The sequence below is a fragment of the Thermocrispum agreste DSM 44070 genome, assembly GCF_000427905.1.
Lineage (GTDB): Bacteria > Actinomycetota > Actinomycetes > Mycobacteriales > Pseudonocardiaceae > Thermocrispum > Thermocrispum agreste.
Genome location: NZ_KE386603.1, coordinates 496,819 through 511,366, shown reverse-complemented (window position 1 = coordinate 511,366; position 14,548 = coordinate 496,819). Strand labels below are relative to the sequence as shown.

Genomic DNA, 14,548 nt, shown 5'->3' with positions numbered 1-14,548 from the left:
AACGACTCTCCGGCTTGACAAAACCTGATTCGCGGAATAGACGAGGATTCCTCGCGGGAAGTTCCGCTTTTCGTGAGGGTGCCATCGATCAGGCGTTCGTGCGCCGCTCCGCCTGCGGAAACGGCATCTGCCTCGGCCGAGTCCGCACCCAGGCGGTAGCCGCGGCCGAAGCGTGCAGCGCGTGGCCGCGCCAGAAGCATGACCTTCCCCAAATTTCGCCTTCGACCGTGAACCGTTCACTCGTTCGCGCCCGTGTAGTCGACTGCCACGTCCGTTTACCCATTGCCAGTACGGCTATTGCCGCGCTGAGGGAGTTCACCATGCGAATGAAACGATCCTTGCTTGCTCTGGGCGGGATTGGCGCGTTGACCACGGCCGGTCTCGTCATGATGCCGTCGCCGGCTGCGCAAGCGCACGGTCATGTCGAATCCCCGCCGAGCAGGCAGGCCCAATGCCGTAACGGCACGGTCGAGTGCGGCCCGATCGTCTACGAGCCGCAGAGCGTCGAGGGACCGAAAGGCCAGCGCAACTGCAGCGCCGGGGATGCCCGCTGGGCGGAACTGGACGACGACAGCAAGGGCTGGGTGGCCACACCGGTCGGCGACCAGGTCACGTTCACGTGGCGGTTCACCGCCCCGCACAGCACGGCCAACTTCGAGTACTACATCGGTGGCGATCTGCTGGCGACCATCGAGATGCGTGGCGAGCGGCCGGCGGAAACGGTGTCGCACGTCATCGACCTGTCCCGCTACAGCGGCAGGCAGAAGGTCCTTGCGGTGTGGAACATCGGCGACACCTCGAACGCGTTCTACTCGTGCGTCGACCTGGACATCGGCGGCGACGGCGGCATCGGCGGGGACGCCGGATCCTACATCCCGTACCCGTCGCATCTCAGCGGCGCTGCCCACGGGCAGATGGACGAGCCGAGCGCGAACGACACCGGCGACGGCACGCCCACACTCCACGGCGAACACGGCGAGCACGCCGGGCACGACAGCCACGGAACGCCCGGTACCGACGGCAGCCCCGATCACCCCGAGGGCCACGACAACTCTGGTGGCGGTCCCAGCACCGGTGCACCGAGTGACGACACCTCTGGCGGGCCTTCCGACGGCTCGGCCGGCGGCACTCCTGCCGGCTTCCACGAACCGTGGCGGCCGATCTGGCCGGAGCCGACGAGCAGGTCGGTGAGCGCATGGCAGCCGGGTGTGTCGTACGCGGCCGGTGACCGGGTGACCCACCATGGCGTCACCTACCGGTGCTGGCAGGCACACACCTCGCAGGCCGACTGGGAGCCGCAGAACACCCCGGCCCTGTGGATCCGGGAGAGCTGACCACTCACCGGTCCGTCCGCTCCGGCAGCAGCCGGGCTCCTTCGACGAAACCGCCCGCGCGCGGCTCGCGCGGGCGGTTTCGTCATGAACGGGCGCTCACCGCCGTACGAAGCGCAGCCGCCACACCTCGGGACCGCGCTCCAGGTATTCCACCGCGAACGCGCCGGGGCTGCGTCGTTCCAGCTGAGCGAGCAACGGCACGGGATCGTGCGGGGCGAGCAGCACCAACGCCCCACCGGGTTCGACGGTGTCCAACGCCCCGAAGATCGTGGCGTGCCTGATCGCGTGCGGGATGGAGCGCGCATCGAGTTCGGGCTCGGCCCCGTCGTCCTGGTGACCGCACGAACACGCGTGCTTGCCGGGCTCCGCCGGAGAGTCCGCAAGCGCTTCGTGCATCTCGTCGAACAGCTTCGCCACCGAGTGCGCGCCGGAAGCCACCAGTGCCGGCAGCAGGGCCTCGTTCTCCTTGTCGACGTGCACCCGCACGACCTCGCGGAGCCCACCGGCCGCGGCCGCGATGGCGCCGGGCGAGTCGGCCTTCGACAACGTCCCGATCAGCTCGTCGATCACTCGATGCTCGGCGACCATCGCCGGGATCAGCACCTTCAACTCGGCCACCGCGCCACCTGCCCGGTACAGCGAGCGTTCCTCCGCCTCCGCGTGCGGCATCAGCTCGCTGCGCGCCCACGTCACCAGGCGATCGCGAGCGGCACGGGCCTCCTGCGCGGAAGAAGCCTGCGTCGCTGCGGTGACCAGCACCGTCAGCTTCCCCGTCAGCTCGGCGTGATGCGCCACGATCCTGTCGGCCGCGGCGGCGTCTTCCTGGTTCGTCGCGATGGCGACATCCGGCATCGTCGCTCTCCTTCGGTCGTCGTGCAGGTCACCTCGGCTGGACCCGTCGAGGCCGAATTTACTACAGTTTTCTCGTGAAAATTCATCGCCGGGTCGGCCCCCGTACCGCCGCGGAGCAGCCGCTGCCCGCGGGACAGGCGAAGCTGCTCAGCGCGTTGGACTCGCTGCCGGGACCGGCGACCCTGGCCGAGCTGGCCGAGGCGAGCGGGCTGCACCCGAACACCGTGCGCTTCCACTTGGAGCCGCTGCTGGAGTGCGGCGCCGTGGTCCGCACCACCGAACCCGGCCGCGGGCGTGGCCGGCCCGCCCACCGCTACGTGGCTTCGGGGGCGCGCCCCGGGCCTGCGGCCGAGATCACCGGCCTGGCCATCGCGCTGGCCGGCGCGGTCCGGCGGGCCAGCGACACCCCGGCCGAGGACGCCCGTCAAGCCGGCCGCGACTGGGGGCGGCGGCTCGCCGAGCAGCCGGCGCGCCGCAAGGACGTGTCGTCCGTGCTCGACCGCATGGGCTTCGGCCCCGAAGCGGACGAGGCCGACGAGGGCACGCTGCGGCTCACCCGCTGTCCCCTGCTCGCCGCGGCCCGGGAAGCACCGGACGTGGTGTGCGGGGTGCATCAAGGCCTGGTGGAAGGCCTGCTGCACCGCGCGGGCGCCGACACCGGCGTCGAGCTGGAACCGTTCGCCGAAGTCGGCGCCTGCCGTCTGCGGATCGGAGACCACCCATGACCGCGGAGACCGTCACGCCGCCACCGGGCACCGGGCTCGCCCGGCCAGCCAGGCGAGCGTTGTTCGCGATTCCTGCCGCAGCCGCCTTGTTCACCGGTCTCGACGGGGCGCTGTCCTTGCTCGGTGTGTGGTCTCCCATTCCGGGCGAAGGCACGGCCGAAGCGCACGGAGTGCTCATGACCGTGGGGTTCGTCGGCACCCTCATCGCGCTCGAACGCGCCGTCGCGGCCCGCAGACGTGCCGCGTTCTGCGCCCCTGCACTCCTGTCCACGGGTGCTCTGCTCATGCTCGCGCCGCACGCCCGAGACGCGGGTGCGCTCCTGCTCGTGCTCGGCGCAGCGGTGCTGGTCGCCGTCTACGTCGTGCTGTGGCAGCGCCGCCACGACCAAGCGGTCGAGGTGCAGGGCCTCGGCGCGGTGCTCGCGCTCGGCGCAGCGATCTGCTTGCTCGGCGGCGTACCCGTCGGGCAACTGGTGCCGTGGCTGGCCGGTTTCCTGGTGCTCACCATCGCCGGGGAACGGCTCGAGCTGGCCGCACTGCACATGCCGCCGCAGGCGGGCCGCATGCTGGTGCTCGGGGCCGCAGCCGTGGCCTGTGGTGCCCTGATCGCCCTGCTGTGGCCCGTCTTCACGTTCTGCTTCGGCATCGCCCTCGCCGGTGTGGCGGTGTGGCTGATCCGGCACGACGTCGCCCGCCGCACCGTGCGTGCCCGGGGACCGGCCCGTTTCATGGCCCTGGCCATGCTCGCCGGTCAGGCGTGGCTGGCGGTGGCCGCCGGGCTGTGGCTGGTGGCGGGCCGGTCCACGGTGTCCGACGCCCTGGCCGAAGCACTCCGTGACGCCACGGCACACGCCGTGTTCCTCGGGTTCGCCATGTCGATGGTGATGGCCCACGCGCCGGTCGTCCTGCCCGCGGTGGCGAGGATCCCGCTGCCGTTTCATCGCGGCATGTATCTGCCGTTGCTCCTTCTGCACGGCGGGCTGGTGGTGCGGCTGTGGCTCGGTGACGCCCTCGGGATCAGGCTCGCCTGGCAGGCCGGCGGGGTGGTCACCGTGCTGTCCTTGGTCGGCTTCCTCGCCGTGGTCGCGTGGTCGGTTCTTCGCGGCGGCACGAAACGAGGTGCGGCATGACGGTGCGTGGGTTCTGGCCGATGCGGGATCTGCCGACCGTCGGCTGGCTGGTCATGGCGGCGGTGGCCACCCTGGTGCACCCGTTCGTCCCGGAGCCGCGCTGGCTGATGATCCACCTGCTGGTGCTGGGTGCCGCGGGACACGCCGTTCTGGTGTGGAGCCGCTACTTCGCCGACACGCTGCTGCGCCGCCCGCCGACCCCGCGGCGCGAACAGACCGCCCGGCTGATTCTGTTCAACGGCGGTGTCGCGGTCCTTGTCGTCGGCATGCTCAGCGGCGTGTGGCCGCTCACCGCTGCCGGCGTGTCGCTGGTCGTGACCGCGGTGGTGTGGCACGCCGTTCTGCTCGCCCGCCAGATCCGCCGGGCGCTGGGCAATCGGTTCGCCCCGACCGTCCGGTACTACGTCGCCGCGGGACTGCTGCTGCCAGCCGGTGCCGTCCTCGGCACGTGGATGGCCTATGACGACGGAGGTGTCCTGCACGAGCGGCTGCGCCTGGCGCACATCGCGGTGAACGTACTCGGTTTCCTCGGGCTCACCGTGCTCGGCACCCTGGTCACCTTGTGGCCGACGGTCTTGCGCACCCGGATCGGCGCGGGCGCCGAGCAAGCGGCACGACGCGCGCTCCCGGTGCTGATCGCCGCCATCGGTGTTCTCGTCGGCGGCGCGCTAGCCGGCTGGCGTCCCGCAATCGTCGTGGGCCTGCTCGGCTACCTGTCCGGGATCACCGTGCTCGCGCTGCCTGCGATCCGGTCGGCACGGGTGAAGCCGCCATCGTCGTTCGCCGCGTGGTCCATCCTGTGCGCGGTCTGCTGGCTGGCGGGGTGCTTGGTGGTGGTGACGGTGGGAGCCGCCGCCACCGGGTTCGCCGAGCTGGACGCGCTCATCGGCGAGGTGACGCCGCTGCTGGCGGTCGGCTTCGTCGCGCAGATCCTGATCGGTGCGTTGTCGTATCTGGTCCCGGTCGTGCTCGGCGGCGGGCCTTCCCCGGTACGCGCCGCGAACCGGGTGGTCGACACGGGTGGCCCAGCGCGCCTGGCCATGACCAACGTGGGCACGATCGTCTGCGCGTTGCCGGTACCCAGCCTGATCCGCGTCGTGGTGTCCATGCTGGTGCTGGGCGCCTTGGTGAGTTTCGTCCCGATCCTGTTCGCCGCCATACGGGCTTCCCGCCTGGCCAGGGCGGCGGCGCGGGACGACGTGGTGCCTGCCCGGCCGGTCGAACCGGTTCGGGCATCCACCCGGCGGAGCGGGGTCGCCATCGCCGGGTTGGCCGCGGTGCTGGTCGCCGCCGCCACCGGTGTCGCGCTCGACCCGGCCGCGTTGGACGGCCCGGTCACGTCCGCCGCCAACGGCGTCCCGCCGACCGGCCACACGACCACCGTCGAAGTCAAGGCGGCCGGAATGCGCTTCACGCCGGACACGATCGAGGTCCCGGCGGGCGACCGCCTGGTCATCACCGTGCGGAACGCCTCGGCAGGCGACGTGCACGACTTGGTACTGGACACCGGGGCCAAGTCGGGGAGGCTGGCTCCCGGGGAAACGGCCGTCGTCGACGTCGGCGTGGCCGGCCGGGACATCGAGGGATGGTGCTCGGTGGCGGGGCACCGCCAGATGGGCATGGTGCTGACCATCCGGGTCACCGGCATGCAGCACGGCACGACGTCGCCCGGCGGTGCCCATGGCACCGGCAAGCACACCGGAAGCGGCAACGGCGGTCCGCGCGCCACGGTCGACCCGAGCGCGACGCCGCCGGAGGACTTCCGCGCGCGAGACGCACGCCTCCCGGCCTTGCCGCCTGGTCGCGTCCATCGGGTGCGGTTGGTGATCACCGAGACCGAGCGGGAAGTCGCGCCGGGGGTCCGGCAAACCGTCTGGACCTACAACGGCACCGTCCCGGGGCCGATCCTGCGCGGCCGGGTCGGCGACCGCTTCGAGATCACCCTGGTCAACGACGGGACGATCGGGCACTCGATCGACTTCCACGCCGGGGCACTCGCACCGGACCGCCCCATGCGCACCATTCCCCCCGGCGAGTCGCTGACCTACACGTTCACCGCCGAACGCGCCGGGGTGTGGATGTACCACTGCTCGACCGAACCCATGTCCACCCACATCGCGGCCGGGCTGTTCGGCGCGGTCGTCATCGAGCCACCGGACCTGCCACCCGTCGACCGCTCCTATGTGCTGGTGCAGTCGGAGATGTACTTCGGCCCGCAGGGCGGCACCCCGGACGTGGCTGCCATCCAGGAAGGCAAGCCGGACGCCGTGGTCTTCAACGGGTACCCGCACCAGTACGCCCACCGGCCCCTGACCGCGAAAGTCGGCGAGCGAGTGCGGCTGTGGGTGCTCGACGCAGGCCCCAACCGGCCGCTGTCCTTCCATGTCGTGGGCGGGCAGTTCGACCGGGTGTGGAGTGAGGGCCGGTGGCTGGTCGGTTCGCCGTCGGCACCGGCGACCGGCACCGGAGCCCAGGTTCTTCCCCTGCTGCCCGCCCAGGGCGGTTTCGTCGAGCTCACCTTCCCGGAAGCGGGCCACTACCCCGTCGTCGACCACGTCATGTCCGACGCGGAGCGTGGCGCGCGCGGGATCATCCGCGTCACCAAGTAGCCAGGCACCACCTCGGCCGTTCGCACCCTCTCGGCCCCGGCACATCCGGCTGGAAATACGTAGGCCGCTGGATGCCGCCGGCCCTCTGTATCGGCGGACGATGACCGAATGCCGGAGAAGAGCCGACCATGACCGCCCAGCACACTCGCCGTCACCTGCCGCTGGCCGAGGCGACCGATTCCGTCGTGGGGGGCCACAAGGCCACCACGCTGGCCGTATCGCACGAGCTGGTGCATTACGTGCTGAACGAACTGCCGCCGGAGGCCGGACGCCAGCGGGACAGCCACCGATGAATCACCACGAGACCGCCGGGAAGGCCCGCTGACTGCGAAAAATGCATGACGCATCCTCGTTTTCCGCGGCGGGTGGGGCGCGGCCGGTACGGTCTGCACTCATGGAGGAGGGCAGTCGAGCCGACAGCACGGACGAGAAGCCGGCCGCGGGGAGCAGCCGAACCGGGGAGGACGCTGCGCAGGACGTCACCGGGACGGACCAAGCGTCCGGCGATTCCCCGCAGGATGCGAGGCCCGACGCGCGTGAGCTCCTGCAGTTTCTGGCCGAGGAACAGGCGCGGTCGCCCGGCCCCGCGCTCACCATCCCGCCTCCACCCGAACCGGAAGGCTTGGCACCCCCACCTGACCGGGCGGACGGCGCGGCGGAGACATCCGACGACACCTCCGTCCTTGGTTCCGGGCAGGACCCACGGCCACCGTCGCAAAAGCACGAGGTTCCCCCACCGGGTCCCTCTCTTCAAGCTTCGGATCCGCCGCCTCCGGTCGGCCCCCGCACCACCCGTCCCCCGGCGCCCCGGGGGGTTCCGCCAGGGCCACCGCTCGGCGCTTCCGGCCTTGCTTCGCCGGACACACCGCCGATGCCCGGCGGTGTGTCCGGGCCGGCTTTCCGTGGGTCGGACCAGCAAGGTGGAGTCGACCGGCGTCCTGGGGACGGGGCCACCGACGTCCCGCCGGGACCGGCTCTGGCGACTCCGCGGGTACCGGACCAGTCTGAAGCCGACGGCGCAGTGCCCCCGCCGTCCGCACCACCGCCAGACCCACCCGCCTGGGTCGGAGACCAACCGCCCGGGCCGGCGCTGCGCATGGCCGGATCGGCGGAGGCGCATCCGCAGGGCGCACGTGGCGACGTTCCCCGCCCGTACCCCGATCTGCGCGAGCCGTGGTATCGCAGGCTGTTCCGCCGCAAGAGAGGGAACGTGAGGTAGCCGCGTGACCGGAATCCTGCAGGGAGCCCTCGGTGGCGGGCGCGCGCTGCTGGTCGGCTGGATCCTGCCCAGCCTGATCAACGTGCTGATCTTCGGTTTCGTCGCGGCGCCCGAGCTGACCGGGCTCGGTGTCGACGCCCCGAGGGCCGCGCTGTTCGTGCTGATCGCCACCGCCGTGCTCGGGCTGGTCCTGGCCGCGCTGCAGACGCCGCTGTACCGCGTGCTCGAGGGCTACCTGGGCTGGCCGGAGCGGCTGGCGCAAGCGGGCCGCCGTCGCCACTTGGCGGAAAAGCACCTGCTGCGCAACCGCCTCGACGCTGCATCACTCGTCGCCAAGGAACGCGCCGGGGTGCTGACCGACACGGAACGGTCCGCCCTGGCGGAATTCCGCGCGCACCCGGTCACCCGCCGCTATGTGGACACCGACATCCGCAAGGGCGCGGTGTGGCTCGCCCTGCTCGAAGAGCGGCTGTACCGCTACCCGGTCGACGACCAGCAGGTAGCCCCGACCAGGCTGGGCAACGCCATCCGGCGCTTCGAGGAATACGGCTACGACCGGTTCCGGCTGGATTCGCAGGTGTTGTGGCACGAATTGAACGCCGCCGTCGACGAGCCGGCTCGCAAGCAGACCGACGACGCCAGGATGAGCGTCGACTTCTTCGTCAGCCTGCTCTACGGGCACTTGCTGGTGACCGTGGCGATCGCCGTCTCACTGGCCGTCGGCGCCGTCGATCGCCCGTGGCTTGCGGTGCCCGCCCTGCTCGTCCTGCCGGTGCTCGCCGCGATCTGGTACCGGCTCGCCGTCGTCGCCACCGACGAATGGGCGGGCGCCGTGCGCGCCATGGTGAATCTTGGCCGCCTGCCGCTGGCCACTTCCCTCGGGCTGTCCCTGCCGACGAAGCTCGAGGACGAGCGGGCCATGTGGCAGCTGGTCAGCGAACTGGTCAGCACGCGATTCCGGCCGGGCCTGTCCGCATTGGACGCCTATCGAGCCACGCCCGACTCGAAGATGCTCCCGCCCACCACGGGCGACAGCGGCGACAGGCGCGGCAGCACCGCACCGGCGGACCAGTCCTAGCGTCGTGCGGGTGGCCCAGTGAGCATGGACCGGCGCCCCGTGGCAGTGACCAGAGCAGGCGGCTGCGCCGTGGGTGACGAGACTCTGCTCCCCCGGCGTCAGTCAGCAAGACGGCAGGGGCGAGCTGCTGCTCTACCGGGACACCGGCGACAGCGGAACGTGCACCGAACCGGAAGTGGCCAACCGCGACAGTCGACAAGACAGCAACAGCGAGCCACTGCTCCACCGGGACACCGGCGACAGCGGAACGTGCGCCAAGCCGGAAGTGGCCGACCGCGGCTGGGAGGCCATGACCGCGTTGGCCTGATTCACACGCACGAGCGCACTGCTTCGGAACAGCCACCGAATCGATGCGGGCCTTTCCCTTGGTGATCACGGAACGCAGTCAATACCGCCTCACGATTCGCCCGAACGGCCAGGTTCGTTCACGAGGAGGCGGTGTATCCGGCGCCACACCCGTCGGTAATCTATGGGCCCACCATTTCCGATTCCGTCTATGTGGGGGTTGCAACGCATGACCGACACATCGGCCGCCCGATCGCAGGTCGAGAAATTCATGCGCCTCGTCGACTCCGGACAATTCGACGAGGCGATGTCGTTCATGGCCGACGACATCAGATTCACCTTCGGCAACCAGGAGCCGATCACCGGCCGGGACACCGCGGCGGCGGCGCTCGGCTCGGTGCTGGCGCAGTGCGAGAAGATCGAGCACTCCGTCGTCACGTGGTTCGAATCCGCCAAGGACGACGGCGGTACGGACACCCTGGCCGAGGTGCGCGTGACCTACCACCTCAAGGGAGGTCGCGTGGTGAGCATCCCCGCGTGCCTGTTCACCTCCGTCACCTCCGACGGCCGGTTCACCGAGCAGCGGCTGTACGCGGACATGGCCCCGGTGCTCGCCGGGGGCGAGTGATCCGCAGGAGGACACACCACCACACCGGCACGGCTTGAACGACACGGGGATCGGACGACGACCGTTCGTCCGATCCCCGTGTCGCGTCCGGCCCACAACCACACGTCACCGGTCGGAGGAGTTCCGACGCTGCCGCGCCTTCGCTCGTGTTCCTGCCTCGGATCTGCCTGGCCGAACGCGTGCCGATCGCCACGGTGGCCGGCAAACCGCTGTACGACCACGCGATTTCCCGTTTACGCTTGTCGTTGCCCCAAACCGCGCGCAACGCCGATTCAGCCGTCTACGCGAGGATGACATGCCGAGGCACGTACTGAAACTGAGCGACCTGACCCCCGACGAGCTGCAGCACATCCTGCAGCTGGCGCGCCGGATCAAGGAGAATCCGGAGCAGTACCACTCGGCGGCCCACCGTCGCGGCTTGGTGTTGCTGTTCGAGAAGACCTCGACCCGGACGTCACTGTCGTACCAGGCAGCGATCGCGCGCATGGGCGGCTACTCGGTGGTGCTGGACTGGCACAAGACCAACTACGCGATCACCTCGGTCGAGTACGAGACCCAGTACGTCTCGCGCAACTGCGACATCATCATGGCCAGGGTGCGCTCGAACCGCACGTTGAAGGCCATGGCCGACAACAGCCAGGTGCCACTGATCAACGGCTGCGACGACCAGCACCACCCGTCGCAGGCGCTGGCCGACTTCCTTACCATCGCCGAGGTCAACGGCAAGCTCGAAGGCACCACGCTGTGCTATGTCGGGGTGCACAACAACGTGGCGAACAGCCTGATCGAAGGGTGCGCCGCGCTGGGTGTCCGGCTGCTGCTGGTGACCCCGATCGCCAACGAGCAGGCGATGGCGGCGGGCGTGCTGGAGCGCACGGCGGGCACCGGGCTGATCGAGGAACGGGCGAGTCTGGCCGAAGCCGCGGCCGAGGCCGACTTCGTCTACACCGACACCTGGGTGGACATGGAGTTCTTTTCCGACCCGGCCTACGAGGAGGAGAAGCGCCGGCGGATCGAAGTGATGACCCCGTACCAGCTCAACAGGCAGAACCTCGGCGGAGCCGACCCGTGGATCATGCACGACATGCCGATCCACGCCGGTTACGAGATCTCCGCCGACCTGGTGGACAGCGAGCGGTCGATCATCTACCAGCAGGCGGAGAACCGCCTGTACGCGCAGCAGGCGTTGCTGCTGCACCTGCTGGAACAGGGCAAGTAGGCCGGCCCGCGGCCGCCGACGGCGAGCCGGCATCGCCCCGGCCGCTGTGTCGTCGGCGCGCACGGCGATCAGCCCACGGACACGACCGCCGCACCATCGGTGCGCACGGTGCTCAGCAGCCGTCGGCTCAGCCGCGCTGCATCATCAGCGCACACTCGCGATCCGGCTGCCACATGTCAGCGCTGCGTCATCCGCGGGCACGGTGATCCCAGGCTCGCCGCCACCAACACACCGCGACCAGCCGCCACCGGCCCACCGCAACGCCACCAGCACACCGCAACCAGCACAACCAGCCCTCCCAGCACCGAACGGACCAGCCAGCCAAGCCGGTCACCACGACCGTCAACCGGCGCGCAAACGCCATCGCGCCGCAGCGACCGGCACCCCGGGCTTCGTCGCTGCGCAAAGCTGCGCACCACACGCCACAGGGGCGGACGGCCCCAGGCCATCCGCCCCAGCTGAGTGCGTTCTCACCTCACGGGCAGTGCGTCTTGCGCTGCAGCGTGGTGTGCCCCCAGTAGACCGGGTTGCCGTCCTTGAACGTCGCCCTGACCACGGTGCCGTTCACCTTCTGCTCGTAGTGCAGGTGCGGCCCGGTCGACCCACCGGTGCTGCCGACCCGGCCGATGAACGTCTTCTCGGTCACCTTGTCGCCGACCTTGACGTTCTGCGTCTTCAGGTGCGCGTACAGGGTCTGCCTGCCATTGCCGTGGTCGATCACGATGTACCGGCCGTAGGAGGTGTTGCCCAGGTTGGCCACCTTGCTGACTGTGCCCGGCGCCGACGCGTACACCTTCCAGCCGTCGTCCTGCGGGTAGTGGTTGAAGTCGATCGCGTTCTGCGGGTTGTGGCCGGTTCGCGTGCCCGCGTCCCACTTCTCCCCGCACGGGAACGGCAGCCAGTACGGGCTGCTGGAGCCGCCGATGCGGTGGCTGGCGTTGTTGTTCTTCAGCGTGGCGTTCAGGTTGACCTTCTGGCCCGGCTTGATGGTCTGGCTCGCCCCCGCGTAGTTGCTGTTGTAGAACACCGTCACCGGCTTGCCGGTGACGGTGTTCTACACCGACGCGGCGTTGTTCTTCATGCACCGGCCCTTGCCGTTGCCCTCGCCCTTGAACTCGTAGCAGGAGGGCTGCTTGTCGCCCAGGTTGGGCACCGAAGACTTGTGGTCGGAGACCGAACCCTTCTGGTCCGAGTTGTAGAAGTAGCAGAATTCGCCCGTCTCGCATTTGCCGTTCCGCTCCTGTGCAGCGGCGGCCGGCTGCGCGGCCATCACCAGGGTGACCGCGCTGGCGGCCACCGCGACCGCCCCCACCAGGGCCGCAGGCTTGCGGCGGGGGAATGTCGTCTGTCGTGTTGCCGGTGTCGTCATGGGTTTTCCTTTCTGCTCGGCGGAAGCTGGCGTCCGCCTGTTCGGGACGATTCACGGCTGCTGGCCGGCAGCTTTCCCGGCAGCGCATGCCCGGCTGTCGTTGCCGGCATTGAACCGGACGGCATTGCTTGCGGTTCCCGCACACCAGCCGCCGGTCGTCACCAGATTTCCGGCGCGACGACAACGAACGCGGTGATCGGCACCGGAGCCGTTGGCCCGGCTACCGCCCCTGTGGCACGCTCCCGTCATCACGCCGGCTTCCATCGGACCTCCCGCTTCCGGTGCCGGCCCGACGCTCCGGTCAGGCCCTTCCGCACCACCGCCGTGGTCGCGAGCAAGACTGGCGAATTTCTCCGCCGTCAGAAGCCCCCGCGCGGCGACTGTTGACTGTCAAACGGCGTCAACCGCGGCTGATCAGCGCGTTTCCCACGACTGTCAAGACCGCAGCCACCACCCGATCGGATGTATACAGTGCTTCGTCTGACGTGCCTGACGTGCGGCGAAATCCACGGGCACCGTGATCGACGTCGGAACACGGAAGGAAGCAGTCGGGCTCGCTCGGGAGGCAGCTACTCCGTCCGGTGCCCGCACAGGAAAAGCCCGGGCCGGCGACGGGCCCTGGCATGTTCGTCTGCCTCAGTTTTCTCGGGTCACCCTCACCCGGCGATACCGGCCGGAATACGCACTCGACGGCGGATTCGGCGCTGCCGGGTTCGATTCCGCCCGGCCTGCGAGTAGGTGACGACCCAAGCGGTGACGTCCGGTTGTTCGATCTCGACCCCGCGGGCATGCCTGGCCTGGCCGGGCACATGTCCCGCCTGCTCGAATTCGCCGGTCCGGGTCCTGGCGAAGGTCCATCGGCCGTTGCCGAAGATCTTGCCCAGCGGCGTCCACCGCGCCCGGTCTCCCGGCTTGCGCACCAGCCCCCATCGGCCGTTGCCGAAGATGTGCTCGGCAGGGGTCCACAGCGTTCGCTCGACCGGCCACGGCTCGCGCCCGTGCTCCCGCCTGGCCTGCCCGTACGGCCGCCCATCCTCGGCCGGAGCGGCCCGTTCGCTTGCCCCGCCCCGCCTGCGGTCCGATTGCGCAGTCTTCCTGCTCGCCTGTTCGCCCGACCCATGACCGGACTGCGCGCGCTGGGCCCGCTTGCGCTGGGCCTGTTCGAACAGCACCGTGGGCGTGATGTTGGCCAGCAGCGCGGGCGTGGGGCGAGCATGGTCAGCCGTCGGCCGGTCGGTGAACTCCGGCGCGCACGGCGCCTGCTGCCGGGTCGCCGCGTCCTCCGTGTGCTCGTCGTCTTGCCAACGTGACTTGTGGAGCTGGGCAGGATCGGCGTGCTCGTCCTCGTCGTCGAGACCGGGCAGCTCCCACCAGTCCTCCGGTCCATCTTCGGTGGTGGAGTTCTCGGCCGACCGCAGCTCGTCCTCGAGCTCCAGCAACCGCTTCCACCGCGGTTCGGTCCTGGTGTCCTCGTCGCGGATACGCAGGCGGGCGCGAGCCAGATCCCCGGGAGCGGGCGGGTCGTAGATCGAGTAGCTCTCCGGCTTCGGATGCACGATCCGGATCGAACGCCGCCGCCGGGGCTCTTCGTGCCTGCGCTGCTCGATCGTCGTCGTGACGACCTCGGACTCCACGACGTAACGCGTCTCGTATCGGGCACGCAGGCGCTTCAGCTTGCGACCGGCACCGAACGGCCGCATGCGCATCACCTTGTCGACGTAGTCGTCCACCTCCAGATCGCCGTGCGGGTGCCATGGGCACGCGCCGCGCCACGGGCAGCCGCGGACCGCACACGGCGGGAGGTCCGAGTCGGGTTCCGTCGTCGCGATGATGGTGTCCTCGATGACGCACGCTCCCTCGTCGCCGGAACGGTTGGCCACCACGAACACGTGCGGAACGCCCCCATCGGCTCACTTCGTCCGGAAAACGGTCCTTGTGCGCAGGTCGGCTGCGCCGGTAGCCGGCTTGCCCGGCGCAGCATCCTCCGCACCTGCCGGGGGGGAGGGAGAGAGAGCTCATCGCCCGGACTGTCATCGCCCCCAGGGCATCCTCCGCCCCGCAGGGGGAGACAAGGCGGCGGCCAAGCAGTGATCATGTGGA

At 70.0% G+C, this 14,548-nt stretch carries 13 protein-coding genes; 9 read left to right on the top strand and 4 right to left on the bottom strand.

Annotated elements, in window-relative coordinates; genetic code table 11:
* Nucleotides 1-326 precede the first annotated feature (326 nt).
* Nucleotides 327-1,334, top strand: a complete 1,008-nt coding sequence (locus YWY_RS24690; protein WP_169725246.1) for a lytic polysaccharide monooxygenase — start codon at nucleotides 327-329, stop codon at nucleotides 1,332-1,334.
* A 96-nt stretch (nucleotides 1,335-1,430) separates the two neighbouring features.
* On the opposite strand, the gene YWY_RS0112400 is transcribed toward YWY_RS24690, so the two are convergent.
* Entirely contained in the window at nucleotides 1,431-2,186 is a 756-nt protein-coding gene (locus YWY_RS0112400; protein ID WP_028847858.1) for a DUF2249 domain-containing protein, read from the bottom strand.
* Between the two features lie 74 nt (nucleotides 2,187-2,260).
* On the opposite strand from YWY_RS0112400, the gene YWY_RS0112395 reads away from it, so the two are divergent.
* The 8 genes from YWY_RS0112395 to YWY_RS0112360 all read left to right on the top strand — a co-directional run bounded on the left by YWY_RS0112395 (nucleotide 2,261) and on the right by YWY_RS0112360 (nucleotide 11,079).
* The gene (locus tag YWY_RS0112395; protein ID WP_028847857.1) at nucleotides 2,261-2,911 is read left to right on the top strand and encodes a helix-turn-helix transcriptional regulator; all 651 of its coding nucleotides are present in this window, start codon (nucleotides 2,261-2,263) and stop codon (nucleotides 2,909-2,911) included.
* The gene (locus YWY_RS21810; protein WP_245566657.1) at nucleotides 2,908-4,041 is read left to right on the top strand and encodes a hypothetical protein; all 1,134 of its coding nucleotides are present in this window, start codon (nucleotides 2,908-2,910) and stop codon (nucleotides 4,039-4,041) included. Before YWY_RS0112395 ends, YWY_RS21810 begins: the two co-directional genes overlap by 4 nt.
* A complete protein-coding gene (locus YWY_RS24685; RefSeq protein ID WP_028847856.1) occupies nucleotides 4,038-6,650 on the top strand; it encodes a multicopper oxidase domain-containing protein in 2,613 nt (870 codons plus the stop codon). The genes YWY_RS21810 and YWY_RS24685 overlap by 4 nt, the downstream gene beginning before the upstream one ends.
* A 128-nt stretch (nucleotides 6,651-6,778) precedes the next feature.
* Nucleotides 6,779-6,943: a hypothetical protein gene (locus YWY_RS24140; RefSeq protein ID WP_156899222.1), complete on the top strand. Its 165-nt coding sequence runs from the start codon at nucleotides 6,779-6,781 to the stop codon at nucleotides 6,941-6,943.
* Nucleotides 6,944-7,873: 930 nt separating this feature from the next.
* Entirely contained in the window at nucleotides 7,874-8,947 is a 1,074-nt protein-coding gene (locus tag YWY_RS21805) for a hypothetical protein (RefSeq protein ID WP_211227526.1), read from the top strand.
* A gap of 73 nt (nucleotides 8,948-9,020) precedes the next feature.
* Entirely contained in the window at nucleotides 9,021-9,254 is a 234-nt protein-coding gene (locus YWY_RS0112370; protein ID WP_028847855.1) for a hypothetical protein, read from the top strand.
* A gap of 207 nt (nucleotides 9,255-9,461) precedes the next feature.
* The gene (locus YWY_RS21800; protein ID WP_038045051.1) at nucleotides 9,462-9,860 is read left to right on the top strand and encodes a nuclear transport factor 2 family protein; all 399 of its coding nucleotides are present in this window, start codon (nucleotides 9,462-9,464) and stop codon (nucleotides 9,858-9,860) included.
* A gap of 295 nt (nucleotides 9,861-10,155) precedes the next feature.
* Nucleotides 10,156-11,079 (top strand): Rossmann-fold NAD(P)-binding domain-containing protein, encoded by a 924-nt coding sequence (locus YWY_RS0112360; RefSeq protein WP_028847854.1) that lies wholly within the window; start codon nucleotides 10,156-10,158, stop codon nucleotides 11,077-11,079.
* Nucleotides 11,080-11,554: 475 nt separating this feature from the next.
* On the opposite strand, the gene YWY_RS24680 is transcribed toward YWY_RS0112360, so the two are convergent.
* The 3 genes from YWY_RS24680 to YWY_RS0112350 all read right to left on the bottom strand — a co-directional run bounded on the left by YWY_RS24680 (nucleotide 11,555) and on the right by YWY_RS0112350 (nucleotide 14,328).
* Nucleotides 11,555-12,112, bottom strand: a complete 558-nt coding sequence (locus YWY_RS24680) for a M23 family metallopeptidase (protein ID WP_245566656.1) — start codon at nucleotides 12,110-12,112, stop codon at nucleotides 11,555-11,557.
* A gap of 21 nt (nucleotides 12,113-12,133) precedes the next feature.
* A complete protein-coding gene (locus YWY_RS24675) occupies nucleotides 12,134-12,448 on the bottom strand; it encodes a peptidase inhibitor family I36 protein (protein ID WP_156899221.1) in 315 nt (104 codons plus the stop codon).
* A 656-nt stretch (nucleotides 12,449-13,104) separates the two neighbouring features.
* Nucleotides 13,105-14,328: a hypothetical protein gene (locus tag YWY_RS0112350; RefSeq protein WP_156899220.1), complete on the bottom strand. Its 1,224-nt coding sequence runs from the start codon at nucleotides 14,326-14,328 to the stop codon at nucleotides 13,105-13,107.
* Nucleotides 14,329-14,548 lie beyond the last annotated feature (220 nt).

Bases quoted from the DNA above. Each gene is read 5' to 3' on its own strand.
- YWY_RS24690 (WP_169725246.1), top strand. From the start codon at position 327: ATGAAACGATCCTTGCTTGCTCTGGGCGGGATTGGCGCGTTGACCACG.
- YWY_RS0112400 (WP_028847858.1), bottom strand. From the start codon at position 2,186: ATGCCGGATGTCGCCATCGCGACGAACCAGGAAGACGCCGCCGCGGCC.
- YWY_RS21810 (WP_245566657.1), top strand. From the start codon at position 2,908: ATGACCGCGGAGACCGTCACGCCGCCACCGGGCACCGGGCTCGCCCGG.
- YWY_RS24685 (WP_028847856.1), top strand. From the start codon at position 4,038: ATGACGGTGCGTGGGTTCTGGCCGATGCGGGATCTGCCGACCGTCGGC.
- YWY_RS24140 (WP_156899222.1), top strand. From the start codon at position 6,779: ATGACCGCCCAGCACACTCGCCGTCACCTGCCGCTGGCCGAGGCGACC.
- YWY_RS21800 (WP_038045051.1), top strand. From the start codon at position 9,462: ATGACCGACACATCGGCCGCCCGATCGCAGGTCGAGAAATTCATGCGC.
- YWY_RS0112360 (WP_028847854.1), top strand. From the start codon at position 10,156: ATGCCGAGGCACGTACTGAAACTGAGCGACCTGACCCCCGACGAGCTG.
- YWY_RS24675 (WP_156899221.1), bottom strand. From the start codon at position 12,448: ATGACGACACCGGCAACACGACAGACGACATTCCCCCGCCGCAAGCCT.